The sequence below is a fragment of the Gryllotalpicola reticulitermitis genome (assembly GCF_042651345.1).
GTDB classification, from domain to species: Bacteria; Actinomycetota; Actinomycetes; order Actinomycetales; family Microbacteriaceae; genus Gryllotalpicola; species Gryllotalpicola reticulitermitis.
In genome coordinates this window covers 50,737-75,823 of the sequence record NZ_JBHSCN010000002.1, presented here as the reverse complement: position 1 = coordinate 75,823, position 25,087 = coordinate 50,737, and the positions used below count along the sequence as shown (strand labels likewise).

Annotated in this window: 26 protein-coding genes; 10 read left to right on the top strand and 16 right to left on the bottom strand. The window is 67.7% G+C overall.

Annotated elements, in window-relative coordinates:
• Positions 1 to 81 precede the first annotated feature (81 nt).
• The 4 genes from ACFOYW_RS00835 to ACFOYW_RS00820 are packed head-to-tail and all read left to right on the top strand — an operon-like array spanning position 82 to position 3,273.
• Complete coding sequence (locus tag ACFOYW_RS00835; RefSeq protein WP_390226660.1) at positions 82 to 474, top strand: DUF6113 family protein; 393 nt, start codon at positions 82 to 84, stop codon at positions 472 to 474.
• Positions 471 to 791, top strand: coding sequence for a ferredoxin (gene fdxA / locus ACFOYW_RS00830; RefSeq protein ID WP_390226659.1), 321 nt, complete (start codon positions 471 to 473; stop codon positions 789 to 791). The genes ACFOYW_RS00835 and fdxA overlap by 4 nt, the downstream gene beginning before the upstream one ends.
• A gap of 22 nt (positions 792 to 813) precedes the next feature.
• Positions 814 to 1,923 carry a succinyldiaminopimelate transaminase gene (gene dapC, locus ACFOYW_RS00825; RefSeq protein WP_390226657.1) on the top strand — a complete coding sequence of 370 codons (1,110 nt, stop codon included), beginning with the start codon at positions 814 to 816 and terminating at the stop codon, positions 1,921 to 1,923.
• Between the two features lie 60 nt (positions 1,924 to 1,983).
• Positions 1,984 to 3,273, top strand: coding sequence for a citrate synthase (locus ACFOYW_RS00820; protein ID WP_390226656.1), 1,290 nt, complete (start codon positions 1,984 to 1,986; stop codon positions 3,271 to 3,273).
• A gap of 16 nt (positions 3,274 to 3,289) precedes the next feature.
• Here ACFOYW_RS00820 and dapD read toward each other — a convergent pair whose 3' ends face one another.
• Positions 3,290 to 4,237, bottom strand: coding sequence for a 2,3,4,5-tetrahydropyridine-2,6-dicarboxylate N-succinyltransferase (dapD, locus tag ACFOYW_RS00815; RefSeq protein ID WP_390226655.1), 948 nt, complete (start codon positions 4,235 to 4,237; stop codon positions 3,290 to 3,292).
• 72 nt (positions 4,238 to 4,309) lie between these two features.
• Here dapD and dapE point away from each other — a divergent pair, with 72 nt between their 5' ends.
• The 3 genes from dapE to ACFOYW_RS00800 all read left to right on the top strand — a co-directional run bounded on the left by dapE (position 4,310) and on the right by ACFOYW_RS00800 (position 6,837).
• The gene (dapE, locus tag ACFOYW_RS00810) at positions 4,310 to 5,380 is read left to right on the top strand and encodes a succinyl-diaminopimelate desuccinylase (RefSeq protein ID WP_390226654.1); all 1,071 of its coding nucleotides are present in this window, start codon (positions 4,310 to 4,312) and stop codon (positions 5,378 to 5,380) included.
• A gap of 13 nt (positions 5,381 to 5,393) precedes the next feature.
• Positions 5,394 to 6,599, top strand: a complete 1,206-nt coding sequence (locus ACFOYW_RS00805; RefSeq protein ID WP_390226653.1) for a hypothetical protein — start codon at positions 5,394 to 5,396, stop codon at positions 6,597 to 6,599.
• A 64-nt stretch (positions 6,600 to 6,663) separates the two neighbouring features.
• Positions 6,664 to 6,837 carry a DUF3117 domain-containing protein gene (locus tag ACFOYW_RS00800; protein WP_390226652.1) on the top strand — a complete coding sequence of 58 codons (174 nt, stop codon included), beginning with the start codon at positions 6,664 to 6,666 and terminating at the stop codon, positions 6,835 to 6,837.
• A gap of 53 nt (positions 6,838 to 6,890) precedes the next feature.
• Here ACFOYW_RS00800 and ACFOYW_RS00795 read toward each other — a convergent pair whose 3' ends face one another.
• Positions 6,891 to 7,520, bottom strand: a complete 630-nt coding sequence (locus ACFOYW_RS00795) for an O-methyltransferase (protein WP_390226651.1) — start codon at positions 7,518 to 7,520, stop codon at positions 6,891 to 6,893.
• An 87-nt stretch (positions 7,521 to 7,607) separates the two neighbouring features.
• On the opposite strand from ACFOYW_RS00795, the gene ACFOYW_RS00790 reads away from it, so the two are divergent.
• Positions 7,608 to 7,970: a twin-arginine translocase TatA/TatE family subunit gene (locus tag ACFOYW_RS00790; RefSeq protein WP_390226650.1), complete on the top strand. Its 363-nt coding sequence runs from the start codon at positions 7,608 to 7,610 to the stop codon at positions 7,968 to 7,970.
• Here ACFOYW_RS00790 and ACFOYW_RS00785 read toward each other — a convergent pair.
• The 3 genes from ACFOYW_RS00785 to ACFOYW_RS00775 are packed head-to-tail and all read right to left on the bottom strand — an operon-like array spanning position 7,967 to position 10,958.
• Entirely contained in the window at positions 7,967 to 9,094 is a 1,128-nt protein-coding gene (locus tag ACFOYW_RS00785) for an Mrp/NBP35 family ATP-binding protein (protein WP_390226649.1), read from the bottom strand. The two genes, ACFOYW_RS00790 and ACFOYW_RS00785, sit on opposite strands and share 4 nt — an antisense overlap.
• Entirely contained in the window at positions 9,081 to 9,617 is a 537-nt protein-coding gene (locus tag ACFOYW_RS00780; RefSeq protein ID WP_390226648.1) for a DUF1003 domain-containing protein, read from the bottom strand. The genes ACFOYW_RS00785 and ACFOYW_RS00780 overlap by 14 nt, the downstream gene beginning before the upstream one ends.
• Positions 9,618 to 9,620: 3 nt before the next feature.
• Positions 9,621 to 10,958 carry a magnesium transporter MgtE N-terminal domain-containing protein gene (locus tag ACFOYW_RS00775; RefSeq protein ID WP_390226647.1) on the bottom strand — a complete coding sequence of 446 codons (1,338 nt, stop codon included), beginning with the start codon at positions 10,956 to 10,958 and terminating at the stop codon, positions 9,621 to 9,623.
• Positions 10,959 to 11,012: 54 nt separating this feature from the next.
• Here ACFOYW_RS00775 and ACFOYW_RS00770 point away from each other — a divergent pair, with 54 nt between their 5' ends.
• A complete protein-coding gene (locus ACFOYW_RS00770; protein ID WP_390226646.1) occupies positions 11,013 to 11,525 on the top strand; it encodes a general stress protein in 513 nt (170 codons plus the stop codon).
• A 136-nt stretch (positions 11,526 to 11,661) separates the two neighbouring features.
• On the opposite strand, the gene ACFOYW_RS00765 is transcribed toward ACFOYW_RS00770, so the two are convergent.
• Positions 11,662 to 13,170 (bottom strand): aminopeptidase P family protein, encoded by a 1,509-nt coding sequence (locus ACFOYW_RS00765; protein ID WP_390226645.1) that lies wholly within the window; start codon positions 13,168 to 13,170, stop codon positions 11,662 to 11,664.
• 69 nt (positions 13,171 to 13,239) lie between these two features.
• On the opposite strand from ACFOYW_RS00765, the gene ACFOYW_RS00760 reads away from it, so the two are divergent.
• Positions 13,240 to 14,097, top strand: coding sequence for a PHP domain-containing protein (locus tag ACFOYW_RS00760; protein ID WP_390226643.1), 858 nt, complete (start codon positions 13,240 to 13,242; stop codon positions 14,095 to 14,097).
• A gap of 27 nt (positions 14,098 to 14,124) precedes the next feature.
• On the opposite strand, the gene ACFOYW_RS00755 is transcribed toward ACFOYW_RS00760, so the two are convergent.
• The 10 genes from ACFOYW_RS00755 to ACFOYW_RS00710 all read right to left on the bottom strand — a co-directional run bounded on the left by ACFOYW_RS00755 (position 14,125) and on the right by ACFOYW_RS00710 (position 25,078).
• Positions 14,125 to 14,955, bottom strand: a complete 831-nt coding sequence (locus ACFOYW_RS00755; RefSeq protein WP_390226642.1) for an HpcH/HpaI aldolase/citrate lyase family protein — start codon at positions 14,953 to 14,955, stop codon at positions 14,125 to 14,127.
• 2 nt (positions 14,956 to 14,957) lie between these two features.
• Entirely contained in the window at positions 14,958 to 15,677 is a 720-nt protein-coding gene (locus ACFOYW_RS00750; RefSeq protein ID WP_390226641.1) for a GntR family transcriptional regulator, read from the bottom strand.
• A 72-nt stretch (positions 15,678 to 15,749) separates the two neighbouring features.
• On the bottom strand, positions 15,750 to 16,664 hold the full coding sequence (locus ACFOYW_RS00745) for an LLM class flavin-dependent oxidoreductase (protein ID WP_390226640.1): 915 nt from the start codon (positions 16,662 to 16,664) through the stop codon (positions 15,750 to 15,752).
• Positions 16,665 to 16,712: 48 nt separating this feature from the next.
• On the bottom strand, positions 16,713 to 17,651 hold the full coding sequence (locus ACFOYW_RS00740) for a carbohydrate ABC transporter permease (RefSeq protein ID WP_390226639.1): 939 nt from the start codon (positions 17,649 to 17,651) through the stop codon (positions 16,713 to 16,715).
• The gene (locus tag ACFOYW_RS00735; RefSeq protein ID WP_390226638.1) at positions 17,648 to 18,649 is read right to left on the bottom strand and encodes an ABC transporter permease; all 1,002 of its coding nucleotides are present in this window, start codon (positions 18,647 to 18,649) and stop codon (positions 17,648 to 17,650) included. Before ACFOYW_RS00735 ends, ACFOYW_RS00740 begins: the two co-directional genes overlap by 4 nt.
• Before the next feature lie 34 nt (positions 18,650 to 18,683).
• On the bottom strand, positions 18,684 to 20,960 hold the full coding sequence (locus tag ACFOYW_RS00730) for a CaiB/BaiF CoA-transferase family protein (protein ID WP_390226637.1): 2,277 nt from the start codon (positions 20,958 to 20,960) through the stop codon (positions 18,684 to 18,686).
• Entirely contained in the window at positions 20,957 to 21,808 is an 852-nt protein-coding gene (locus ACFOYW_RS00725; RefSeq protein ID WP_390226636.1) for an enoyl-CoA hydratase/isomerase family protein, read from the bottom strand. The genes ACFOYW_RS00730 and ACFOYW_RS00725 overlap by 4 nt, the downstream gene beginning before the upstream one ends.
• Entirely contained in the window at positions 21,805 to 22,215 is a 411-nt protein-coding gene (locus tag ACFOYW_RS00720) for a Zn-ribbon domain-containing OB-fold protein (RefSeq protein WP_390226635.1), read from the bottom strand. The genes ACFOYW_RS00725 and ACFOYW_RS00720 overlap by 4 nt, the downstream gene beginning before the upstream one ends.
• Before the next feature lie 15 nt (positions 22,216 to 22,230).
• Entirely contained in the window at positions 22,231 to 23,388 is a 1,158-nt protein-coding gene (locus tag ACFOYW_RS00715) for a thiolase family protein (protein ID WP_390226634.1), read from the bottom strand.
• A 13-nt stretch (positions 23,389 to 23,401) separates the two neighbouring features.
• A complete protein-coding gene (locus ACFOYW_RS00710) occupies positions 23,402 to 25,078 on the bottom strand; it encodes an extracellular solute-binding protein (RefSeq protein WP_390226633.1) in 1,677 nt (558 codons plus the stop codon).
• Positions 25,079 to 25,087 lie beyond the last annotated feature (9 nt).

Genomic DNA, 25,087 nt, shown 5'->3' with positions numbered 1-25,087 from the left:
CGGTAAGGCTTCGCTTACTTAGGCCACCCTAAGTGCCTGCTCCGGGGGTTGTCCAGTGGCGTCGGTCCCTAGCATGGACTCATGCAGAATCGCGCCGCCCAGGCCGCCCTCGCGTTCGTCGTCGGAGTGTTGCTCGGCACGGTGGGCACGTTCGGCCACCGTGGGGTCATCGGCGTTCGATCGGTGAACCTGCCGTGGGGCATCGTCGTGGCGCTGATCGGCGCAGCCTGCTTCCTCGTCGGTCTGAGGCTCTACACCGACAGCCGGCTGCTCACCCTCGCCGGCGCCGTGGGGCTCCTCATTCCGATCTTCCTGTTCTCGATCGAAGGTCCCGGCGGTTCGGTCGTGATCGCGCAGGACACGCGGGGCCGGATCTGGGACCTCGTCCCCGGAATCATGGCCGTGCTGGTGCTCGCGTGGCCGAAGCTGCCGGCGCGGACCACCCCGGAATCACGAAATAGACTTCAACCATGACCTACGTGATCGCTCTCCCGTGCGTCGACGTCAAGGACCGTGCCTGCGTCGACGAGTGCCCCGTCGATTGCATCTACGAGGGCGAGCGGTCTCTGTACATTCACCCCGACGAGTGCGTCGACTGCGGCGCCTGCGAGCCCGTGTGCCCGGTTGAGGCGATCTACTACGAGGACGATCTGCCCAGCGAGTGGGCTGACTACTACAAGGCCAACGTCGAGTTCTTCGACGAGATCGGGTCGCCCGGCGGCGCCGCCAAGGTGGGTCCGCTGCCGAAGGACCACCCGGTCATCGCGGTGCTGCCGCCGCAGAGCCACTGACAACCCGCGAGGAGCTGACCGAGTGGCTATCACTGCGCTGCCCGACTACCCGTGGGACCGCATGGCCCCCTACGTCGAGCGCGCGAGGCAACATCCAGACGGCGTCGTCGACCTCTCGATCGGATCGCCGGTCGATCCGACGCCCGCGCTGATCCGCGACGCCCTCGCCGCCGCGACCGACGCGCACGCATACCCGACGACGGCCGGCACGCCGGCGCTGCGCGAGGCGATCGTCGAGTGGTACGCCAGACGTCGAGGCGTGACGGGGCTCTCGGTTCAGGGCGTGCTGCCGTCCATCGGCTCGAAGGAGCTGGTCGCGCTGCTGCCGTTGCTCGCGGGCATCCGTGCCGGTGACATCGTCGTGCACCCGCGCGTTGCCTACCCGACGTACGCCGTCGGTGCCGCGATCGCCGACGCCACGCCGTTCGCGTCCGACGACCCGGCCGAATGGCCGGACGGCACCAAGCTGATCTGGCTCAACTCGCCCGGAAATCCCGACGGGCGCGTGCTCGACACCGATTTCCTGCGCGACGCCGTACAGCGCGGGCGCGAGCTCGGCGCCATCGTCGTGAACGACGAGTGCTACGCCGAGCTCGGTTGGGAGGGCCGCTGGGCCGCTGAGCGCGTGCCGAGCATCCTCGACCCGCGGGTGATCGGCGGCAGCGGTGATCTCACCGGCGTGCTCTCCGTCTACTCGCTGTCGAAGCAGTCGAATCTCGCGGGCTACCGCGCGGCGTTCGTCGCGGGCGACCCGGCTCTGCTCGACGACATCCTGACCCGCCGCAAGCACGCGGGCCTCATGCTGCCCGCGCCGTTGCAGGCTGCAATGATCGTCGCGCTCGGCGACGAGACGCACGTGGAGGAGCAGAAGGAGCGGTACCGCAAGCGCCGTGCCGTGCTGAAGCCGGCGCTCGAAACGGCCGGCTTCACCGTCGATCACAGTGAGGCCGGGCTGTACCTGTGGGCGAGCGAGGGAACGGATGGGTGGCGCAGCATCGCGCGCCTCGCCGACCTCGGCATCGTCGCCGGCCCCGGCTCGTTCTACGGCGATTTCTACCCCGACCATGTGCGCTTCTCGATCACCGCGACCGACGATCGCATCGAACAAGCGGCTCTGCGACTGGCCCGCTGAGGGCCGTATAAGGTGGATTGCTGGGGGCTACGAGCCCCGCAGCAGACGAAGGAGTTCTACGTGCCGGAATCGGAAGAGCAGTTCGCGACGCTGAGCTACCCGGGTGGGCAGGCGCAGTTCCCCATCCGGCCCGCCGTAGACGGCCATTCGAGCATCGACATCGCCTCGCTGACCCGGCAGACCGGCCTCACGACGCTCGACTACGGCTTCGTGAACACCGCATCGACGGCATCCGCCATCACGTATATCGATGGCGACGCCGGCATTCTGCGGTACCGCGGCTACCCGATCGAGCAGATCGCGGCGAACTCGACCTTCCTCGAGGTCGCGTGGCTGCTGCTCTACGGTGAGCTGCCGAGCGCCGACGAGCTCGACGCGTGGGAGAAGCGGATTCGTCGCCACACGCTCGTGCACGAGGACCTGAAGCACCTGTTCGAGGCGCTCCCGTACCACGCCCACCCGATGTCGATGCTGTCGAGCGCCGTCGCCGCTCTCGGCACGTACTACGAGGACTCGGCCGCCGTCGACGACAAAGAGGCGGTCGAGCTCGCGACGATCCGCCTGCTCGCGAAGATGCCCGTCGTCGCCGCCTACGCGCACAAGAAGAGCCTGGGGCAGGCGTTCCTCTACCCCGACAACTCGCTCTCGTACGTCGAGAACTTCCTGCGGCTGAACTTCGGCACGATGGCCGAGCCGTACGAGGTGAACCCGGTCGTGGCGAAGGCGCTCGACCGCCTGCTCATCCTGCACGCCGACCACGAGCAGAACGCGTCGACGTCGACCGTGCGTCTCGTCGGCTCGACCAAGGCGAACATCTTCTCGTCGATCTCCGCCGGCATCAGCGCCCTGTACGGGCCGCTGCACGGTGGCGCGAATGAGGCGGTGCTCGAGATGCTCGCGGGAATCCGCGACTCGGGCGAGAGCGTGAAGACCTTCGTCGAGCGGGTCAAGAACAAGGAAGACGGTGTGAAGCTGATGGGCTTCGGGCACCGCGTCTACAAGAACTACGACCCGCGCGCGAAGCTCGTCAAAGAGAGCGCCGATGCTGTGCTCGAGGAGCTCGGCGTGCACGACCCGCTGCTCGACATCGCGAAGGAGCTCGAGCAGGCCGCGCTCGAAGACGACTACTTCGTCTCACGCAAGCTGTACCCCAACGTCGACTTCTACACCGGGGTCATGTACAAGGCGATGGGGTTCCCGCCGCGCATGTTCACAGTGCTGTTCGCGATCGGGCGGCTGCCGGGGTGGATCGCGCAGTGGCGCGAGGTCAACACCGACCCGGCGACCAAGATCGGCCGCCCGCAGCAGCTCTATATCGGCTCGCCCGAGCGCCAGTTCCCGCAGCGCTGAGGCCGGCCCGCGCCGCTCAGGCGTGCAGGGTCTGGTTCAGCTCGATGCCATGGCCCTCGCGCTGCACGGCCTCGACCGCGCCGGTGATCGAGTTTCGCCGGAAGAGCAGACTCGGCACGCCGGACAGCGACACGGCCTTCACCGTGAAGGGCTGCCCGTTCTCGTCGCGCTCGCCGACGAGCGTCACCTTCGTACCTGCGGTCACGTAGAGCCCCGCTTCGACGACCGAGTCGTCGCCCAGCGAGATGCCGATGCCGGCGTTCGCGCCGAGCAGCGCGCGCGAGCCGATCGCGACGCGCTCGGTGCCGCCGCCCGAGAGGGTGCCCATGATCGACGCGCCGCCGCCGATGTCGGCACCGTCACCGACGACGACCCCCTGCGAGATGCGCCCCTCGACCATGGAGGCGCCGAGGGTGCCGGCGTTGAAGTTCACGAAGCCCTCGTGCATGACGACCGTGCCGGGTGCGAGGTGGGCGCCGAGGCGCACGCGTGAGGCATCCGCGATCCGCACCCGATCGGGCACGACGTAGTCGAGCAGCCGAGGGAACTTGTCGACCGCGTAGGCCTGAATGCCGGCGCGCTTCAGCGTGGGCAGCAGCGCCGGGTATTCGTCGGCGGCGACAGGGCCTGCGCTCGTGAACACGACATTCGGCAGGTGGGCGAAGATGCCGTCGAGGTTGAGGTCGTTGGGCGCGACGAGAAGATGCGAGAGCACGTGCAGGCGCAGGTAGGCATCGGATGTCCCGCCGACGGGCTGGTCGAGGTCGATCGCCACGATGACCGCCTCGAGGCGCACGTCGCGCCGCTCATCGGGCCCGGCGAGTGCGACGAGCTCAGCCGGGATCTCGGCGTCATCGGGCAGCGCGCCGAGCTGCGGCTCGGGGAACCAGGTGTCGAGCACCCGGTCGTCGGCGGTCACGGTGGCCAGTCCATAGCCCCAGGCGAGGCGCTGCGCGTCAGTCACCTGATAAATCTAGAGCCCCTTCATAACGCAACGGGAACCGAGCGTTCCGAGGCAGTCCAATAGGTTAGAGGCGTGCCTCTCGATCTCTCGGCCTCGTCCATCGAGCTGACCCGGCAGCTGTGCGACATCGAATCCGTGAGCGGCGACGAGCGCGAGATCGCCGACGAGATCGAGGCTGCACTCACGGGCCTGCCGCACCTCGAGGTGCTGCGCGAGGGCGACCTGATCGTCGCCCGCACCCGGCTCGGGCGCGACCGCCGCGTGGTCATCGCGGGGCACATCGACACCGTGCCCATCAACGGCAACCTTCCGACGCGCTTCGAGACCGACGGCGATGTCACCTATCTCTGGGGGCGCGGCACCGTCGACATGAAGCCGGGCGCTGCCGTTGCGCTCAAACTCGCCGCCGAGCTCGCCGAGCCGAACGTGGACGTGACCTGGCTCTGGTACGACCACGAGGAGGTCACGAGCGACCTCAACGGGCTCGCCCGGCTCGCCCGCACACGTCCCGAGCTGCTCGATGCCGACTTCGCGATCCTCGGCGAGCCGAGCAACGGAGCGGTCGAGGGCGGCTGCAACGGGACGATGCGCTTCGACGTCGTGACGCGAGGCATCCGTGCCCACAGCGCTCGCGCGTGGATGGGCGAGAACGCGATCCACCGGGCCGCGCCGATTCTGAACGCCCTCGCCGCCTTCGAACCCGAGTCGATCGAGGTCGAGGGGCTCGTGTACCGCGAGAGCCTCAACGCCGTGCTGATCGCCGGTGGCGTCGCGGGCAACGTGATCCCCGACGAGTGCGTGGTGCATGTCAACTACCGGTTCGCACCGTCGCGCAGCGGGAAGGAGGCCGAGGTGAAGATGCGCGCGATGTTCGAGCCGCTCGGTGAGTTCGTGCTGCGCGACCTGGCCGAGGGCGCGCGCCCAGGCCTCGACGACCCGCTGGCGAAGCAGTTCCTCGCGGCGGTCGGGGCTGAGGCCGCGCCGAAGTACGGGTGGACGGATGTTGCGCGATTCAGTGCGCTCGGCATCCCCGCCGTCAACTACGGTCCTGGCGATCCGAGCCTCGCGCACGCTGACGACGAGCGCGTGGCGGTCGAGCAGATCACGGCCTGCGAGCGGGCGCTGCGCGAGTGGCTGGCGTAGGGGCTGCGAGCGGATGCCGCTGACCGCGCGCTGGTGCGCCCTGCCGTGGTGGGCCCGGGTGACGGCGATGTTCCTGGCCGGGCGTGTGCTCGACACGCTGCTGCTGCTCTGGCAGGCCGCGATCGAGGGGGCCAACGCGTGGACGGGTGCGCACCCGCGCTATCTCGACTTCGCCAACATCTGGGACGGCCGCTGGTATCAGACGGTCGAGCAGTTCGGGTACCCGCGCGAGCTGCAGTTCGATCCGACGGGCCATGTGCTGCAGAACCAGTGGGCGTTCCTGCCGGTGTACCCGTACATCGTCAAGGGCCTCATATTCGTGACCACGATGTCGTGGGAGCTCGCCGCGGTGATCGTCTCCGTCGTGTGCGCGTGGGGCGCGACGATGATGTTCTACAAGCTCATGCGCACGCGGCTCAGGCCGTCGACGGCCATGTACGCCACCGTGCTGTTCTCGATCGCACCGGTCGCGGCTCTCTACCAGGTGGCCTATGCGGAGTCGATGTTCGAGCTGCTGCTGGTCGTGATCCTGTACCTCTGGGTGAAGCGACGTTTCTGGCTGATGCTGCCGTTCATCGTGGTCGCCGCGTTCACGCGTCCGGGCGAGGTCGCGCTCGCCCTGGCCCTCGGGCTGTGGATCGTGTGGCGGCTCTGGCGGGCGTGGCGGGGGCGCGAGCCGATGCGGATGCCGGAGCTCACGGCATCCGTCATCGCCACGCTCGTCGCCTTCGTCGCGGGCCTCGCCTGGCCTGTGATCGCCGGCCACGTGACCGGCTACCCGAGTGCATACACGCAGACGGAGCTGTCCTGGCGCGCGTCGTACACAGGGTGGGGCCCCCTCGTGCCGTTCACGCCGTGGTTCGAGGCGGCGAAATGGTGGTTCACCCTGTGGCTGCACACTCCGGCATGGGTCGGGTATCTGACACTTGTCGTGTTAATACTGCTGTTCGCCGCGTTCTTGCTCATCCCGCCTGCGCGGCGCCTCGGCATGGAACTGCGGCTGTGGCTCGCCGCCTACGGCCTGTACGTGCTCGCGGTGTTCTTCCCGCAGTCGAGCACTTTCCGGATCCTGCTGCCGATGTTCCCAGCACTCGGGGTGATCGCCGCTCCGCGCGCCCGCTGGTATCGCATCGGCATGGTGGTTGTCTTCGTCGCCGCGCAGGTGGGCTGGCTGCTGCTCGCGTGGACGATCGGCGACTACGACTGGTCGCCGCCGTGACCCCGGTTTCGGTACTGGGTGGGGCGTACGAGATAATGGAGTCAAACCACGAAAGGGGAGCTACATGGCGGCCATGAAGCCGAGAACCGGAGACGGACCCATGGAGGCTGTGAAAGAGGGGCGGCTCATCATCGTGCGCGTTCCTCTTGAAGGCGGGGGCCGCTTGGTCGTTTCGGTCAACGACGACGAGGCCAAGGAGCTTCACAACGCCCTTGCGAGTGCCATCGGCGGCAACTGACAGGCTGTGTCTCACGAGAGCCGCCCTTCGGGGCGGCTCTCGTGGTTAAGCCGCTAGTCCAGTTTCGTGATCTGCAGCAGACCGTCGCCGACGATCGACAGCGCGCTCACGACCGCGGTGGACTGGGAGATCTCGCTGATCAGAGTGCGGAAGGCGGTCGGAGTGTCGTCGCGGTTGGCGGGGTTGCCGACCTTGCCCTGCCACAGCGCGTGCGGCACGAGCACCGTGCCGCCGGGCCGCGCGAGGCGCAGCCCGTGCTCGACGTACTCGATGACGTGCGCCGGATCGGCGTCGACCAGCACGACGTCGTAGGCGTTCTCGTTCATGCGCGGCAGCACGTCGAGTGCGCGGCCCGCGATCAGCCGGATCTTCGCCGGCAGCGCCCCCACCTCGAGGAATGACTGCCTCGCGTACTGCTGGTGGTCCACCTCCGAGTCGATGCTGGTGAGCTCGGCATCGGCGGCACCGCGCAGCAGCCAGAGACCCGAGACGCCGACGCCCGTGCCGATCTCGATGATCTTCGTCGCGCCGCTGGCCGCCACGACGACCGCTGCTTGAGCGCCCACCGCGGGTGCGATCGGGGTCACGCCGAGCTCGAGTGAGTGCTGGCGGGCGCGGGCGATCACCTCGCTCTCGACGACCACATCGCTCGCGAACTTCCAGTTGATGTCGTTGTCCGACATGGGCCTCCGAACTTCCAGAGGTCAGGATATCTTCCGGTCCTCTGCACTCGGGTCTGACGCACGGCGACAAGCGATTACGATGTGCTAGTGCTCGGGTTCTCATTCGACAAGCTGCTGGTGATCGCGGCGATCGCCGTCATGCTCGTCGGGCCCCAGCGCCTGCCGCTGTACGCTCAGAAACTCGGCGAGTTCGTCCGCAACATCCGCAAGTACGCCGACAGCGCGCGCGAGCGCGTTCGCGAGGAGGTCGGGGCCGAGGTCTTCGACGACATCGACTGGCAGAAGCTCGACCCGCGTCAGTACGACCCACGCCGAATCATCCGCGACGCGCTGTTCAGCGAAGACGCCGAAGAGCCCGCTCAGGTGGTCGGCCTCTCGTCGGTCGCGACGCGCTCCGACGAGCAGCTCGCGGTCGGTGCGCTGCCCCCGTTCGACGCGGAAGCCACTTAGACCGGCGAGACGGGCAGGCTGCGGCCGGCGAGGTTGCGGGGGCGAGTCGACATCGCGTCCGCGATGACCGCGATGACGACGGATGCGGGATCCGCCGGGTTCTCGAGCACGATCGGCGTGCCCGCGTCGCCGCCCTCGCGCAGCGCAATCGACAGGGGCACCTGCCCGAGCAGGGGCGCATCGAGTTCGGCCGCGACGAGCGCACCTCCGCCCGAGCCGAAGAGCTCGAGCATCGAGCCGTCGGACTGGGGGAGCCCCGACATGTTCTCGACCACCCCGTAGACCCGTTGCCCGGTCTGCGCGGCCAGCGCGCCGGAGCGCACGGCGACCTCGGCCGCAGCCTGCTGCGGCGTCGTGACGACGATGACCTCGGCGTTCGGCAGCAGCTGCCCGACTGAAATCGCGATATCGCCCGTGCCGGGCGGCAGGTCGAGCAGCAGGGCGTCGAGGTCGCCGAAGTACACGTCCGTGAGGAACTGCTGGATCGTGCGGTGCAGCATCGGGCCACGCCACGCGACCGCTGAGGACCGGCCCTGGCCGCGGTCGGGGTCGAGGAACATGCCGATGGACACCGCCTTCACCCCAAACGCAACCGGGGGAAGGATCATGTCGTCCACGCGGGTCGGGCGCGCGCCGCCGAGGCCGAGGAGGCCGGGGATGGAGAATCCGTGCACATCCGCATCGACCAAGCCGACCCGGAGGCCGCGCGCCGCGAGCGCAACCGCGAGATTCGCGGTGAGCGTCGACTTGCCGACGCCGCCCTTCCCGGACGTGACCGCGTAGACGCGGGTGAGCGACCCGGGCCCGAACGGCATCGTGCGCTCGCGGCCGCCGCGCAGCCGCTCGGTGAGCGCGGCGCGCTCGGCCGCCGTCATCACCGACACGTCGAGGCGGGCGCCGGCAACGCCGGGCACGCCCTCGACCGCGTCACGCACGTCGCGCTCGATGCGGTCGGCGGCCGGGCACCCGACGATGGTCAGCTTGATCGCGACGGATGCTGTGCCCGCCGCATCCACGCTCACGGAGTCGACCATGCCGAGCTCCGTGATGGGCAGCCGGATCTCGGGGTCGATGACGTGCGCCAGCGCCGCCTCGACCAGCGGCACGAGGTCAGTCAACGGCATCCGTCACGGGTTCAGGCTCAGCGTCGGCCGGCGCCTCGCGTGCGGCCTCGAGCTCGTCGAAGAGCGCGCGCAGCTCCTGCCGAATGAAGTCCTTCGTGGGCGCCTCGCGCAGCGCGAGCCTCAGAGCGACGACCTCGCGAGCCAGGTACTCGGTATCGGCGAGGTTGCGGGTGGCCTGCTGGCGGTCCTGCTCGAACTGGACCCGGTCGCGATCATCCTGCCGGTTCTGCGCGAGCAGGATCAGGGGCGCGGCGTACGACGCCTGCAGCGACAGCACGAGGGTGAGCACCGTGTAGCCGTTCTTCTGCGAATCGAAGTGCACCGCAGCCGGCAGGAAGGTGTTCCACGCCAGCCAGACGAGGCAGAAGATCGTCAGACCGGCGATGAACCACGGTGTGCCCATCGCCCGGGCGAGCCATTCGGTGAAGCGACCGAAGCGGTCGGTGTCCCGCCCTCTGCGCGCGCGGCCTGAGAGGCCCTTCGGGGCGTCCAGCCCTCTGACCCGGCCCTCGACACGTGCCATGACTCACCTCCTTATTCCAGCGCTCCCGCTGCGTGCTGCCTGGTTTCCGACGATGTTGATGCTTCCCGTATGAGCTGCGGCCGAACGTTTCAGCGCGGCGTCCTCTTCGTCGCGACTTCGCCAGTCGTCCGGCAGCAGATGGTCGAGGATGTCGTCGATCGTGACGACGCCGACGAGCCGGTCGCCGTCGTCGACGACGGGCACCGAGACGAGGTTGTAACTGGCCAGCGTGCGTGAGACCTCGGCGATCGACGCGTCGACATGGACCGCCTCCAGCCCCTGGTCGACGAGGGCGCCGAGCCTCTCGTGAGGCGGATGGCGCAGCATGCGCTGATAGTGCACGACCCCGAGGAACCGGCCCGTCGGCGGCTCGTACGGCGGCAGCGTGAGGAACACCGCCGCGGCAAGCGCCGGGGCGAGCTCTTCGCGGCGGATCAGCGCGAGCGCCTCGGCGACCGTGGCGTCGGCCGACATGATCACCGGCTCGGTCGTCATCAGGCCGCCGGCCGAGTTCGGTGCGTAGTTGAGCAGCATGCGCACGTCCTCCGCTTCTTCCGGCTGCATCAGCTGGAGGAGGTGCTCACGATCGTCTTCCGGCAGTTGGGCGATCAGGTCGGCCGCGTCATCGGGCTGCATCTGGTCGAGCACGTCGGCGACGCGCTCGTCGTCGAGGGCGCGCAGGAGCTCGACCTGGTCCTGCTCCTGCATCTCTTCGAGCGCGTCGGCCAGGCGCTCGTCGGGCAGCTCGGCGGCGACCTCGACGCGACGCTCCTCCGGCAGCTCGAGCAGGCTGATTGCCAGGTCGGCCGGCTTCAGATCGGCGTAGGTGGCGATCAGCTGCTCGGCCGACTGCGGGTCACCGGCCGATGCATCCGCTTCTTGCACCTCGGCCCACGTCGTGAACTGGGTCGCGCCCTTCGCAAACGGCGACGCGGAGGTCTTGGGGCGCCGCACGAACAGCTGCGTCACGTTCCACAGGCCACTCGGCGCCTGGGTGATCGCGATGTCTTCGATCGTCGCCGTGCCGCTGCCGTCGCGGAACCGCACCTGCCTGCCGAGGATCTCGGCGATGACCCGCACCTCACCTGCGCGCGGCTCGAAGCGGCGCACGTTGATGAGCCCTGTCGTGATCACCTGGCCGGCACCGATCGAGGTGATGCGGGTGATCGAGACGAAGACGCGGCGCTTCCCGGGGATCTCGACGACGAGGCCGACCACGCGCGGAGAACCGCCCTCGCGATACACCACGACGACATCGCGCACCTTGCCGACCCGGTCGCCGACAGGGTCGAAGACGAGGCATCCGGCGAGGCGCGCAACGAAGACCCGCTGTGCACTCACGAAATAAGCCTAGCCCGCGGGTCCATTCGAGAAGCTGCGTGCGAGTATGTCTGCATGACCAGCACAAACCCCCTTGGGGGTCGTCGCGGAATGCCCCTGCCTACCGTGCCGAAAGGCGACGTCATCGCGTCATACGAGAGCTACCTCGAGGCGCAGCAGACCGTCGATGTCCTGGCTCGCGCAGATTTCCCCGTGAACGGCGTCTCGATCGTGGGCAACGACCTGAAGACCGTCGAGCACATCACGGGGCGCCTCAGCTGGGGGCGCGTCGCGCTCGCCGGGGCCGCGAGCGGCGCCTGGTTCGGCATCTTCCTCGCGATCGTGCTGTTCATCTTCAACACCGGCCGCGCCGATCTGAGCCTCGAGTTCGCGGCCGTGCTGCTCGGCGCGGGCTTCGGAATGCTCTTCGGGCTCGTCTCGTACGCGCTGACTCGCAGCCGCCGCGACTACACGTCGCAGACCGCCGTGCTTGCGACGAGTTACGCGGTCGTCGTCGACCCGGAGATCGCGAATCGGGCGCGCAACGTGCTGTCGAACGCGGGTCGAGGCACGGGGACCATTCTCTGACGCGCTGCCGGCCGGCCGACTTTGCGCGGTAGGTGTGCCCGAACGGCGCAACTGTGCCCGCTGTATCGGCAACAATTGCGCCATCCGGGCACAGCGCGCGGGCGTTCGGGCACAGCGCGCGGGCGTTTGGGCACTGCTAGGAGCGCAGCGCCGCGATCCACGCCTCGACCTCGTCGGCCGTGCGGGGGATGCCCGCAGAGAGGCTCTCGACGCCGCCTTCCGTGACGACGACGTCGTCCTCGATGCGCACGCCGATGCCGCGCAGGTGCTCGGGCGCGGTGAGGTCGTCGGGCTGGAAGTACAGCCCCGGCTCGATCGTGAACACCATGCCGGGCTCAAGCAGCCCGTCGTGATACATCTCGCGCCTCGCGGCGGCGCAGTCGTGGACGTCGAGCCCGAGGTGGTGGCTCGTGCCGTGCACCATGTATCGCCGGTGCTGCTGCTGATCGGCCTCGAGCGCTTCTTCGGCGGTGACCGGCAGCAGGCCCCACTCGGCGGTGCGGCGTGCGATGACCGCCATCGCAGCGGCGTGAACCTCACGGAAGCGGATGCCGGGCCGCGCGATCGCGAACGCTGCGTCGGCAGCCTCGCGTACGGTCTCATAGACGAGGCGCTGAGCGTCGCTGAAGGTTCCGCTCGCGGGCAGCGTGCGGGTGATGTCGGCCGTGTAGAGGCTCTCGACCTCGACGCCCGCGTCGATCAGGATCAGCTCGCCGGGCAGCACCGGCCCGTCGTTGCGGGTCCAGTGCAGGATGCAGGCGTGCGGGCCGGCGGCGGCGATCGTGTCGTAGCCGACCGCGTTGCCGTCGCCTCGGGCCCGCGTGTAGAACACGCCCTCGACGAGGCGCTCGCCTCGAACGTGCGCCGTGATCTCGGGCAGTGCACGGATGACGTCCTCGAAGCCGCGCTGTGTCGCGGCGACCGCGGCGCGCAGCTCGGCCAACTCGAAGTCGTCTTTCACGAGCCGCAGCTCGGAGAGGGTGCGCGCGAACTCGGCGTCGGCCGACGCGAGATCGGCGGCCGTAACATCGGTCGCGCCGTCCCGGGCCGCGTCGACTGCCTGGGTCAGACCCGCATCGGCGTCACGCACGACGATCGTGTCGGCGCCCGCCGCGGCGATCACATCGGCGACCCCGGCGATGCCGGCGGTGGTAAGCCCGAGGTCGCCTGACACCTGAGCGGCCGACGGGCGTGCACCGATCCAGAACTCGCCGATCTGCGGGTTCGAGTAGAACTCATTCGAGTCGCGCCCGGCGCGCTCCCGGAAGTACAGCGTGACGAGGTGGCCCTCGGCGGCGTCGCTCGCCGGCTCGAACACCAGCACCGAGTCGGGCTCGGCGTCGCCGCCCCAGCCGGTCAGCCACGAGAACGCAGAATGCGCGCGGAAGGGGAAGTCGGTGTCGTTGCTGCGCACCTTCGCGTTGCCGGCGGGAACGATGAGACGCTTTCCGGCGTAAAGGGCGGAGAGCTTTGCGCGGCGAGCGGCCGCGTAGGCGGCCTGTTCGCGAGCCGGCGGCACGGCATCCGTTCGCTCGGCCCAGTTCGCGCCGATGTACTCCTGGAAAGCCGAAGCGGCCGGAAGGGTGGAGCGGTTCGACGTGGCTCGGGGGGCTGTGGTGGTGGTCTGCGCGTCGCTCGATGCCATGGCCTCTATTCTGCACCGCGGGTCCGAAACCGCGCCGGTCGGTCGCCCAGCCGCAACTACCATTGACGAGTGGCATTCCGCACGCCCATCGACCTCCACACGCACTCGAGCGTGTCCGATGGCACGCAGACGCCCGCGGAGCTGATCGAGGCGGCTGCGACCGCCGGCCTCGGCACCGTCGCTCTCACCGACCACGACTCGACGGCCGGCTGGGCCGAGGCATCCGCCGCCGCGCTTCGTGTCGACGTCGACTTCGTTCCGGGTATGGAGCTCTCGACGCGCTACGGCTGGAAGAGCGTGCACATGCTCGCGTACTTCTTCGACGAGGCGGACGCGGCGCTCGTGGCCGAGTGCGCACGGATTCGCGATGCGCGCCGCACGCGGGCGGAGGCGATCGTGAGCCGCCTCGCCGAGGACTACGAGCTCACCTGGGACGACGTGCTCGCCCACACCACGCCTGGAGCATCCGTCGGCCGACCGCACATCGCCGACGCGCTCGTGACGCGCGGTCATGTCCTCGATCGCAACGAGGCGTTCGCGACGCTGCTGCACCCGCGCGGCGGCTACTTCGAGCCGCTGTACGCGCCGTCGCCGCTCGAGGGCGTTCGCCTGATTCGCGGCGCCGGGGGAGTGCCGGTGCTCGCTCACCCCGCGACTCGCGGCCGCGACAATGTGCTCGATACCGACTACCTGGCGTCACTCGTCGACGCGGGACTCGCAGGTTTCGAAGTCGATCATCGCGAGAACACCACGGACGGGCAGGCATTCCTGCTCGAGTTCGCGGCGGCGCACGACCTGCTCGTCACCGGCTCGAGCGACTACCACGGCGCGGGCAAGCCGAATCTGCTCGGAGAGAACACGACGGCGCCCGCGGCGCTCGACCGCATCGTCGCCGAATCGGCGTACCTCGCGCGTCGTAGCGCCTGACAAGCCGGGGGTGCGTCGGGCGCCGCATCAGAGTGGCGGCAGAGCCGCCGCTCGGGCGAGTACGCGCTGCGCCTGAAGAACGATCGGAGCGTCGATCATTGCACCGCCGGACGCGAATGCGCCGTCGGCCTGCGCTGCGCGCGCCACCAGCTCCTGAGCGCGGGCGACGGCTTCGGCGTCGGGACGGTATGCGTCGCGCACCGTCCGCACCTGGTTCGGGTGCACGCAGGCGCTTGCGGTGAATCCCGAGCGGGCGGCTGCCGCGGCCCGGTGCGCGAGCCCGTCGCTGTCGGAATAGTCCGTGAACGGCGCGTCGATCGCCGGCTTGCCGAACGCCGCCGCCGCGATGAGCACGCGCGAGCGGGCGTGGCGCAGCGGGTCAATGAGGTCGCCGTCGGGCTCGCGGCCGGAGACGCCTCCGAGCAGTTGGACGAAATCCTCTGTACCCCAGAACACCGCGACAACAGCAGAGTGGGCTGCGATCGCCTCGATTCGGAGCAGGCCCAACGGGGTCTCGATCTGCGGCACGACGTCAAAGCCAGTGAGCACGTCGAGCTCGTCGACAGACTCGCACTTGCCGGCAACGATCCGTCGGAAACCCGTGCCGGCGAGCGCGGCAAGGTCACGGTCGAGTTCACGCGGCGAGCCGCTATTGACGCGGACGAGAGTCCGGTCAGGGTCCAGGTCTGAGCGCCCGACAGCGCGGCGCGCGTCCTCTTTCTGGTCGACGGGGACGGCGTCCTCGAGATCGACGATCACGCCGTCCGAGCGCTCCGCCGCCTTGACGAACCGCTCGGGGCGGTTGCCGGGGCAGAACAGCAGCGCGGGCCCGAGTCCGCCCCAGTCATCGGCGTGCACGCTCACGCCGATGTCACCGGGCGAACCTGCAGGCGTCGCTTCTCCTCCGCACCGGCCGCGCTGTCGTCGAGGCGGTCGACGGCGATGAGCGCCGCCTCGGCCGCCGCGCGTACATGCTGGTGCACGGCGCTGGAGGCTCGCTCCGGGTCGCGTGCGCGGATGGCCTCTGCGATCTCGAGGAACTCTCTGCTTGATGCCTCCTGGCGCCCTTCGACGGAAGTCGATAGGCGACGCAGGGCGTGCACCCTGGTGTGAAGCGTCTCAAGCGCGTCGCGAAGAAGCGGATTGTGGGAGCCCGCGATAAGCAGCTCGTCGAACTTGAAGATCAGCTCCATGCGCTGCTCGCTCGCCGCGTCGGCCGGCGGGACGTACCGCTGCAGCTCCTCCGCCTCGTCGTCCGTCGCGTGGCGGACGAACAGCTCGGCTGCCAGAGCTTCGAGCGCCTCGCGCAACTCGTAGATGTGCTGCACATCGTCGCGTCCGAGGACGACGACACGGATGCCCCGACTGTCGCTCGGCTCGACGAGCCCGAGATTCTGCAGGTGCAGGATCGCTTCGCGGATCGAGGTGCGCGAGACGCCGGTCAGCTCGCACAACTCGCGCTCGGTGAGCCGGCGCCCGGGCGCCAGGACGCCGTCGAGGATCGCCTGCCTGACGACCCGCACCACCCGGGCGGGGATCGATTCCTCAACCTGCGCCACCATCAGGTTCATTTCAGCCATGGGCCTGCTCCTCAAGTGCAATCGCGCGTGTTGGAATACATCATACAAACCGAGCTCGAGTGTGGGGCTTGGTCATGCAGCGCTCGCCTCGGCAGTCGTGAGCGGCCGCACCGCGCTCGTCGGGTCCTTCGGCAGCAAGGAGCGAATCTGTTCAAGATCCTCCGCCGTGAAGTTGCGCCGGCGATGCGACGCGGCCTCGTTCCGGTCGACGAACCGCAGGCAGACGTCGTCGAATCCGAGCTCCACGAGCCGATTGAGGCGCTCTGCGGCCTCCTGGGGTCCGCAGATGAGTGTGAACGGGCCGTCCTCGTCGAGCTTCTCATCGGGCGCGCTCAGGTCGATACGGCAGGTTGTCGTCATCGCGCGGGTGCCTCCGAGATCGCGGTAGCTCTTGATGCCGTCGGCCATCACCTTGATGTTGGTGAGGCCCGACGAGCTCATCCAGCCGTCGTAGTCGCGAACCGCTCGGCGCAGCGATACTGGACTGCTCCAGGCGCCGAGCACGAAGCGCGGGCCGCCCTCGGTACCCGGGAACGGCGGAATCACGGCCTCGTCAACCTCCTCGCCGTTCAGCAACCTGCGGATCTTGTCCATATGCGAGTGAAAGATCTTGAAGCGGTTCTCGTAGTCGACGTGTACGGCCTCGAACGCGCCACGCAGGGTGGAGCCGGCACCGACACCGGCGGTGAAGCGGCCGTTCGCGAGGGCATGAATGGTCAGCAGTCGCTGGGCCAGGTCGACGGGCTCGCGGAGCGGCACCTGGAGCACCGTCAGCCCGACCTCGATGTGCTCCGTGCCGGCGGCGGCGATGACGCTCCACTGCAGGGGGTCCACTTCCGTGTACTGCCCGCGATAGTAGGAGGCGTCGCCGGTCCAGATGCCGTCGAGCCCTGCATCTTCGATCATCCTGGCTTTTGCCATCAGTTCTTTCGCGTCGAGCAGTGTGCCGTCTTCGCGCAAGGGTGGGACATCTACGCCGATTCTCATAATGATTCCTCTCAAGTGGTGCTGGTGGTGATGGCGGAGGGGCGTGCGTCAGTTCTTCACAGCGCCGGTCAGGACGCCCTTCGCGAAATGCCGTTGCAGGAAGGGATAGACGAGCAGGATGGGCACGATGGAGATGACGAGGATGGCGGTCTGCACAGCATCCGTCGGGGGTACCGGCCCGGAGTTCAGCGGGTCGCTCAGCGTCACGCTTTGGATCACGTAGCTCCGCACGACCAGCTGCAGCGGCCACTTCGAGTTGTCGTTGAGGTAGAGCAGGGCGTTGAAGAACGCGTTCCAGTAGGCAACTGCGTAGAACAGCCCGACCACGGCGATCACAGCCTTGGACAGCGGCAGAACCACGTGGCGAAGTACGTGCCATTCGCCCGCGCCGTCGATTCGGGCGGCCTCGGTCAGTTCGCGGGGAATGTCCATGAAGAACGCGCGCATGACGATGACGTTGAAGCCGTTGACCGCGACCGGCAGGATCAGTGACCAGTAGTTATTGAGCAGTCCGAGTTGCTGGACGATCAGGTAGTTCGGAATGATGCCGGGAGCGAACAGCAGCGTCGTAAGGACGATGAGCAGCAGCGGCCGGTGGCCGAGACTGTCCGGCCGGCTCAACGCATACGCGAGAGTTCCCGTCGCGGCGAGGCTGATAGCGGTTCCCACGGCCGTGATCAGGAGGCTGATCACGAGCGCCCTGGTGACGACCCCGCCTGCGAACAGTGACTTGTATGCCAACAAACTCGGATGCGTCGGCCACAGCACAAAGCCGCCCGCGTTCGTGATCTGCTGCTGGTCCGCGAGGCTCGTCGCTACCACGCTCACAAAGGGAACGATGACGATGGCGCAGAGCAGGACGAGGACGATGGCCTTGACGATCCGCATCGCGACCGACTCGGGCGGCATGCCCGCTTGAAGCAGTGGGCGGTGGGACTTCCGTGTCCTCGCCGCGGGTGCTGGCGCCGTGCGTACGAGCGTGCTCATCGTGCACTCTTCCCTTCATATAGGCCAGGTTCGCCGAACGCGTGGGCGACGGAGTTCGCGCCGACGACGAGAATGACGCCGACCACGCCCTTCAGCAGGCCGACGACCGCCGCAGGCCCCCAGTTGCCGCCGATGATGCCGCTGTTGTAGACGTAGGTGTCCAGAACCTCGCTGGCATGCAACCCGACCGCGGGCTGCTGCAGCAGGATCTGCTCGAAGCCCACGTTCAGCGCGTCGCCGAGGCGCAGGATGAGCAGCAGGATGATGATCGACCGCAGCCCGGGCAGGGTGATGTGCCAGGTCTGTCCCCAGCGACTCGCGCCGTCGACGCTTGCTGCCTCGTAGAGGCCGACGTCGATGCGGCTCAGGGCCGCCAGAAAGAGGATCGTGGCCCATCCCGTGTCCTTCCACACCACCTGTGAGGTGATCAGCGTGAGGAACCAGTGCTGATTTCCGACGACGTTGATCGCCTGCATCCCCGCACTCCGAAGGCCGAGGTTGACGATGCCCGTTCCGCCGAGGAACTGCTGCGTGATTGCCACGACCATGACCCAGGAGAGGAAGTGAGGCATGTAGAGGATCGATTGCACGATCCGTTTGATCCGCTCCGACAGCATCCCATTGAGCATGATCGCCACGATGATCGGCAGCGGGAACACCAGGACGACCTGGATCAGTGTGATGATCACGGTGTTCTTAAGGGCGTTCAAGAAATCGGGGTCGGCGAGGATCTGGAAGTTCTGCAGACCCGACCAGCTGCTGTGGAAGATGCCGAGGAACGGCTGGAAGTCCTGGAACGCGATGACGTTGCCGAGCAGCGGCACGTAGCGGAACAGGAGCAGGAGCAGGATTCCCGGTATCGCCAGCACGAGCAGGACTCGGTCCCGCCTGAAGCGCTGGGCAAGGCGTTGGCGAGCAGTTCCTCGTCGCGCTGGTTCATCGACGCGCATGGATGCGGCGCGCCCGACCTTCTGGGTCGAATGACTGGTGGCTGTCACGTTGACTCCTTTGTTACGTGCGTCCAGGCGGGTTTCACGGTGCGGCGGTGGCGACATCGGCGGCGAGAGCCGCGTCTGAATCGCCGGGAGCCCGAGACGTGGCGAATGCTGCGAGCACTGCCTCGGTGTCCTGACCGAGCGCCGGAGCGAGGCTCGGCTCCGGCGGCGTGTAGCCGTCGAGCACCATGGGGAAGCCCTTACGCCGCGCTTCGGAATCGAGGAACACGCGACGGCCGGCGAAGTGCGGATCATCGGCCCTCTCGTTGGCGCGTAGCACGGGGGCGCTCGGAATCCCTGCGGCGGAGAGGTGCCCGAGAGCGTGCGCGCGGGGGAGCGTCCGCGCCCACGCGCGCACGGCGAGGTCGAGTGCCGGTCCTTCGGAGACGCCGACCCCGATGAGGTCGGCGAGCGCCCTCCGCTGCTCGTTGCTGAAGCAAGCCACTGCGATCCACTCATCGGGTTCCTGAACGGGGTAGACGTCGTGCGGGTCCGCTCCCGGCCGGTGATTGCCTGTCGCCGGCTTGAGCAATCCCGTGGACCGGAACAGTTCGATCCGGTCGGCAAGCGTCCACGAGATGGTTTCGCGCTGAGAGAGATCGATGTGGGTTCCAATGCCGCGTAGCCAGGAGTGGACCACGAGACCGGCGCCGAGCAGTGAGACGATCTGGTCCGGATAGTTGACGTCGAACGAGGACCACACCGGAATGCCGTCGCCGTACCCGGTGACGGAAGCGAGCCCCGAGAGCATGTCCAGTGTCGAGCCGTACGAGCGATAGCGCGACTCAGGCCCGTTCTGCCCCTGGCTCGAGAGCGAGAGATACACGAGGTCCGGTTTGAGGAGCCGGAGATGCGCGTAGTCGATGCCGAGCCGCTCGGTCACGCCCACTCGGAAGTTCTCCAGCACGACGTCGGCACGAACGACGAGGGCCTCAAATGTCGCCAGGCCGGTCGCGGTCTTGAGATCCAGCGCCACGCCCAGCTTCCCGGCGTTGTTGGACTCGAACGCCGGCGATGTCTCCGGCAGATCCGCGGGGTCGACGCCCGCGACGATCCAGTTCCGGAACGGGTCAGGATGCTCTGGCGCCTCGATCTTGATGACCGTGGCCCCGTAATCGGCGAGCAGCCGGCCCGCAGCCGCACCAGCGGTGATGGTGCCGAGATCGAGCACGACCATGTCCTCGAGCGGCCGCGGGGCGGACGCCGGCGAAGTGACGGCTGGCACAGGCGACTCATCGGTGTCCTCGGCGGCATACTCGTCTAGCTCCGGCACCGGCCCGGTGAGCCACCCGAGCTCGACCGATTTGAAGAACGGGCCGAGGGGAGCGACGGGGTCGGTGGGAATGAAACCGCGCGAGAGGTACTGCTCCACCGCGACGAGGTCGGAGACGTCGAGGTCCATGCCGAACGCGAGTCCTGCTTGCTGGGCTCGCTCGAACACTTCACGTCGGGTAAGGGGGCGTGCCCACTCCTCGACCGCGGCCCACCATTCCCCGGCGAGCCGATCGCGTCCCGCCTCCGACTCCAACTCGGGGCGCCGCAGTCGCGGATCATCGATGAGCTCGACCATCGCCGCCCACTGGTCGGGCTGGTAGATGATGCCCACCCAGCCGTCGACGACCGGGAGCATGCGCCACCGGCCAAATCGCACGCCGGTGCGCCGGGGGGCGACACCGCTCGCGTCGAAGCTCACGTCGCTCTTCCAGTCGATATAGGCCGCGACGTCGGCGAGTGCGACGTCGACGAAGTCGCCCACGGCTTCAGACAGTGCGACCATCGCCCCGAGGAACCCGGTGAAGCCCGCGGAGTATGCGGTCTGCTCGCCGCCGAGGCTGAGCGGCGATCGATCGGGCTCGCCGATCATCGCAGCGAGACCACCGAAGGACTCGGCGAGCAGACTGTCGGGTCGGACGAACGGGTCGCCCGGGCCAAGCCCGAAGCTAGAGAAGGACACGACGACCAGACCCGGTCGCCGGTCGTCGCCTCTGAGTCCGAGCTCGGCGATCTTCTCGGGCGGATGGTCGGTGATCACGACATCCGCAGCTGCGATCAACCGGCGCGCACGCTCCACCCCTGCGACGGAGTCCAGATCTACGACCAGGCTGCGCTTGCCGGCGTTGAGCACGCGGAATCCGCTCGCCATCAGTCCGCCGTCTGCGCCTCCGTCGCCGCGCAGATAGTCGCCTCGGGGCGGTTCGCACTTGATCACCTCATGACCGAGGCCGCTGAACATGCGCCCGCAGACCGGTCCGGCCACGCCTTGGGCGAACTCGACGACGCGCAGAGTCCGCCCGATCCGCGGCTGCGCGCTCATGAGATTCCCTTCGGGGTCGTGGCTTCGGTCGGCGGGATGCCTTGAGTCGAGTTCCTGCGACCCGCCGAGAACTCGGAGAGGCCCGCGGCCACAACGTCGGTCCGTGCCCGGATCTGAACGCCGACCCCCTCCCCGAACTCGAGAGCCGAGGTCCAGTCGGAGAGGTGCATGGGGATCTCCCACAGCGCTTTCTTGCACCAGCTGAGCGTGACGGGATCGTGCTCGGCAACTCGCGTCGCGAGGCCAATGACCTCGTGCTGCAGCTCGTCCGGCCGCACGGCCGCGTTGACGAGTCCCCACTCGGCCGCGGTCGTCCCGCTGATCCGCTCGCCCGTGAGCACCATCCATGCCGCGCGCTTCTGGTTGATTCGCAGCTGGGTCGACGGGCCGGCGAGCCCGGGGTAGAGCCCGAAGCCGATCTCCGGCATTCCGATCTGAGCGCCCTCCGCGGCGATCGCCAGATCGGAGGTATTGATGAGCGTGACGCCGCCACCAAGCGCGAACCCGTTCACGGCTGAGATGACGATTGCCGGGTGCCGGCGGATCGCCTCCTGCACAGCGATCCATGGGGCCTTGCCGCCGAGCGAATCGCGTGCAGGCCCCTCGGCATTGGCCTCTTTGAGGTCGATTCCTGCGCAGAAGGCCGGCCCGGCGCCCGTCAAGACGATCACCCGAGCGGTCTCGCGAACGTCGTCGAGGGCGGAGAGGAGCGCCGTCCGCGCCGCTACGCTCATCGCATTGCGTTGCCGCGGTCGGTTGAAGGTGATTCGTACCACACCGTCGGCAGGCCGATCCACGAGCATCAGCGGTTCGCCATGGTCGTTGACGAGCGCGGGGACGTCACTCACGAGGTCACCTGAAATGCGGGAACGCTGCGCGCCCCGACTTCGGTGAACACGAGCTCGAGCGGAGCATCGACCGTGAGCTTGTCCACGTCCCCGATGACGGTCGAGACCATGAAGGGGCCTTCCGCCAGTTTCACGAACGCAACAGGGTACGGTCGCAGTTCGTCGAAGGCGTCGAGGTACTTCTGATGCATGATGACCCACGACCAGAGGGTCGCCTCGCCTTTCGCCGGCCGCCACGAGAAGTCAGGCGACAGGCACTGCGGGCAGACCGGGCTCTCGGGAAAGCGGGCTGTGCCGTCGTGATTGCAGAACTGCAGTCGCAGCTCGCCGGCGTCGAGGCCCTCCCAATACGCTCTGTTGCCCTCGGTCACGGGCGGCAGCAGTCGTGCGAACGCGTCGAGATCCATCTTGTCGCTGCTCCTTTACTCGGCAGTGAGGACGTGAGAGGTGACGATCGGTGATGCGCACATGTACTGCACGACGTTGCAATCGGCGACCTGGCGCTCGCCTGCCTCGCCGCGGAGCTGCTTCACTGCCTCCACGTGCAGGGCCCAGCCCTGCATATAGCTCTCGGCCGTGTGGCTTCCCGACGTGTTCAACGGGTGCGCCCCGTCATAGCCGATCGTGTTCTCCCTCACCCATTCCCATGCAGTGCCGCGGTCGGCGTGGCCGAAGCCCTCGAGCGTGAACAGAATCGTCGGAAGGAAGTTGTCATAGACCTCTAGCGCATCCATGTCCGCCGGTCCGTAGCCGCTCTTCTCGTACACGCGCCTCGCGACCTCGCGGCTCGCCTCATAGAAGAAGTCCTGGCTGGTGTAGAAGTTGGTCAGTTCGGCGATGCCCGCGGTGGCGGCGATGCGCACCGGCTTCGACGGCAGCGTGCGCGCCTTCTCCATCGTGGTGACGATGAAGGCGACGCCGCCGTCGTTGATCAAGCAGTAGTCGAAGAGGCGCAATGGCTCGGCGATGTACCGCGAGCCCAGGTAGTCGTCTCGACTGAGCTCCTTCTGAAACACCGCGTATGGGTTCTTCGTAGCATTGCGGCGGTTATTGGCAGCCAGCGGGTAGAGAGCGTCTTCCGGCGCGCCGTAGAGGTGCCGGTAGCGCTGATACATCAAGGAGACGTATGCGCCCGGCGATGTCATTCCGTACATGGCGTCGTATCCCGCCGTCTCGACTCCACCCTCACCGGTGCCCTCGCCGCCGTACTTCATCTGCACGGAGCGGCCATTGTTCCCGTAGACGCACGCGACAGTCTCTGCGGCACCGCTGGCGATCAGTGACACCGCGTTCTGCAGCGCGACGCCGCTCATGCGGCCCGAGCCCTCGAGCTCCTGGACGAAGTGCGGGTGGTGGATGCCGAGTACATTCGCTGTGCGGTTGTATCCCACCCGTGAGACGAAGAGCCCGTCGATGTCTTCCTTGGCGATGCCAGCGTCTTCGATCGCCTCTTTCAGCGCGGCCGCGGCCAACGACTGAGCGTCCCGCTTCACGCCGCGCTCCTCGTAGAGCGCGCGGTAGTTGGTCTGACCGACACCGACGATGGCGATGTCGGAGGGGTCGGTGATCTTGAGGCTCATTCGCGGGCCCCGTTCACTTGTGCGACTTGGCGTAAGCGTCGTTGAACTCGGAGAGCAGCTGGTTTCCGCCATTCGACTTCCACGACGAAACCGCGTCATCCCACGCGCTGATGGGCGCGTCGCCCTTCATGATCTGGGCTTGGGTGTCGTACATCTTCAGTTCGAGCTGTGCCCATTTGCGGCCGTAAGTCTCGGAGTAGAGCCCGAGGGTGGGGTTTGCGATCGAGGTCGGCATCGTCGCCTTCTCGATTTCGTATTGCGTCTCGGCGGGGCCGCCGAGGCCGACGTAGTAGAGCACGCGGGGCGGCGCCGCGATGTAGGGCAGGCCGAACCCGAGGGTCTCCGCCGTCCCGGTCTGCGTCACGTTGGGGTCGCCGCTCGCGGTCGGCGTCCAGTCGACGCCCTCGACGCCGTAGTTCAGGAAGCGGTATTCCTCGCTGCCGAACGGCGCGGCGAGGTAGTTGCAGACCTCGAGGAGCATCTTGATTCGGTCATCGGATGCCTTCTTGAAGGCCGTCATGCTGAAGGACGGCGTGCGCTGCCAGCCGTGCGGCGTCGTGGACGAATCCCACGGCACGGGCCCGCTGCCGCCGATCTTCATGTTGGGGTCTTTGTTCACGTTGAAGAAGCGCGGCAGCGTGGTCAGGCCGCCCGGCATGCCGAGCACGGCCTGCCCATTGGCCATCGCCGTGTACCACGTGACGGTCGAGCCGCTGAACGCATCCGGATGCACGTAGCCCTTTTTGACGAGGCTCGCGCAGGCGCTGATCGCTTCCTTGGTGCGGTCGTCAGTGTGGTAGCTCGTGAACTTGCCGCCCTTCTGCTCGAAGACGTTCCCGACGCCGAGGCACTGCAGCGCGAAGCCGAATGTGCCGGCCGGGGCGGCCGCGTTCTCGACGACGTGATCGAGCGCCCAGCGGTTGTGGCGGGTGTCGGTCATCGCCTTGCACAGCGCGACGAATTCCGTCCAGTTCGTGTATTTGGGGTTCTGCCCCGCGGCTTCGATCAGGTCGTCGCGTGAGAAGAAGTGGTTCACCAACTTGTACGCGGGGATCGGAATCCCATACAGGCCGTCGTTGTACACGACCTCGCTGCTCCAGAAGTCCTGTGCGATGTTGGCGAGGAACGGGTAGTCATTGATCTTGTCGCCGGCGAGGAATGGCGTGAGGTCCTGGAACTTCGCCTTGAGCAGATCGGGGAACGAGGGCTGCAGGGTCTGGAACTGGAGGAAGTCCGGCAGATCGTTGCCCGCGAGTACGGTCGGCACCTTGGTGAGGTAGTCGGCCGAGCCGACCTGCTGCATGTCGAGCTTGATGTTGAGGCGCTTGTTGACCGCCTGCCAGAACTTGTTGCCGCCGAGTCCTGCGACGATCGGTGAGTACGTGATGGTGAGTGCCGAGACAGCGCTGCCGTCGCCAGGCGTCCCCTTCGTCACCGACTTCGGGTTGGCCGGGTAGGTCTTGTAGAACGGCACGAGGCCGAACGAGTTGCCGGGGAATTGCGTGGGCACCTGAGTGGGGTACGGCACGTATTTCGGCAGAATCGCGCCGCTCTGGGCGGCGGAGCCCGAGCTGATGCTCGATGGTGATGCCCCGCAAGCCGCGAGCAGCCCGGCGACCCCGAGCGCGCCCGCGCCGGCGATGCCAGCGCGGAGCACCTGGCGTCGATCGAGGAGTTTGTCTCCGTACATTCTGATCCT

What these genes read in the sequence shown, in the direction of transcription:
- ACFOYW_RS00770 (WP_390226646.1), top strand. Translation starts at nt 11,013, where the DNA reads ATGACCAGCACAAACCCCCTTGGGGGTCGTCGCGGAATGCCCCTGCCT.
- fdxA (WP_390226659.1), top strand. Translation starts at nt 471, where the DNA reads ATGACCTACGTGATCGCTCTCCCGTGCGTCGACGTCAAGGACCGTGCC.
- ACFOYW_RS00730 (WP_390226637.1), bottom strand. Translation starts at nt 20,960, where the DNA reads ATGAGCGCGCAGCCGCGGATCGGGCGGACTCTGCGCGTCGTCGAGTTC.
- ACFOYW_RS00785 (WP_390226649.1), bottom strand. Translation starts at nt 9,094, where the DNA reads ATGCCGTTGACTGACCTCGTGCCGCTGGTCGAGGCGGCGCTGGCGCAC.
- ACFOYW_RS00780 (WP_390226648.1), bottom strand. Translation starts at nt 9,617, where the DNA reads ATGGCACGTGTCGAGGGCCGGGTCAGAGGGCTGGACGCCCCGAAGGGC.
- ACFOYW_RS00710 (WP_390226633.1), bottom strand. Translation starts at nt 25,078, where the DNA reads ATGTACGGAGACAAACTCCTCGATCGACGCCAGGTGCTCCGCGCTGGC.
- ACFOYW_RS00795 (WP_390226651.1), bottom strand. Translation starts at nt 7,520, where the DNA reads ATGTCGGACAACGACATCAACTGGAAGTTCGCGAGCGATGTGGTCGTC.
- ACFOYW_RS00765 (WP_390226645.1), bottom strand. Translation starts at nt 13,170, where the DNA reads ATGGCATCGAGCGACGCGCAGACCACCACCACAGCCCCCCGAGCCACG.
- ACFOYW_RS00745 (WP_390226640.1), bottom strand. Translation starts at nt 16,664, where the DNA reads ATGAGAATCGGCGTAGATGTCCCACCCTTGCGCGAAGACGGCACACTG.
- ACFOYW_RS00805 (WP_390226653.1), top strand. Translation starts at nt 5,394, where the DNA reads ATGCCGCTGACCGCGCGCTGGTGCGCCCTGCCGTGGTGGGCCCGGGTG.
- ACFOYW_RS00800 (WP_390226652.1), top strand. Translation starts at nt 6,664, where the DNA reads ATGGCGGCCATGAAGCCGAGAACCGGAGACGGACCCATGGAGGCTGTG.
- ACFOYW_RS00720 (WP_390226635.1), bottom strand. Translation starts at nt 22,215, where the DNA reads ATGGATCTCGACGCGTTCGCACGACTGCTGCCGCCCGTGACCGAGGGC.
- ACFOYW_RS00715 (WP_390226634.1), bottom strand. Translation starts at nt 23,388, where the DNA reads ATGAGCCTCAAGATCACCGACCCCTCCGACATCGCCATCGTCGGTGTC.
- ACFOYW_RS00740 (WP_390226639.1), bottom strand. Translation starts at nt 17,651, where the DNA reads ATGAGCACGCTCGTACGCACGGCGCCAGCACCCGCGGCGAGGACACGG.
- ACFOYW_RS00835 (WP_390226660.1), top strand. Translation starts at nt 82, where the DNA reads ATGCAGAATCGCGCCGCCCAGGCCGCCCTCGCGTTCGTCGTCGGAGTG.
- ACFOYW_RS00750 (WP_390226641.1), bottom strand. Translation starts at nt 15,677, where the DNA reads ATGGCTGAAATGAACCTGATGGTGGCGCAGGTTGAGGAATCGATCCCC.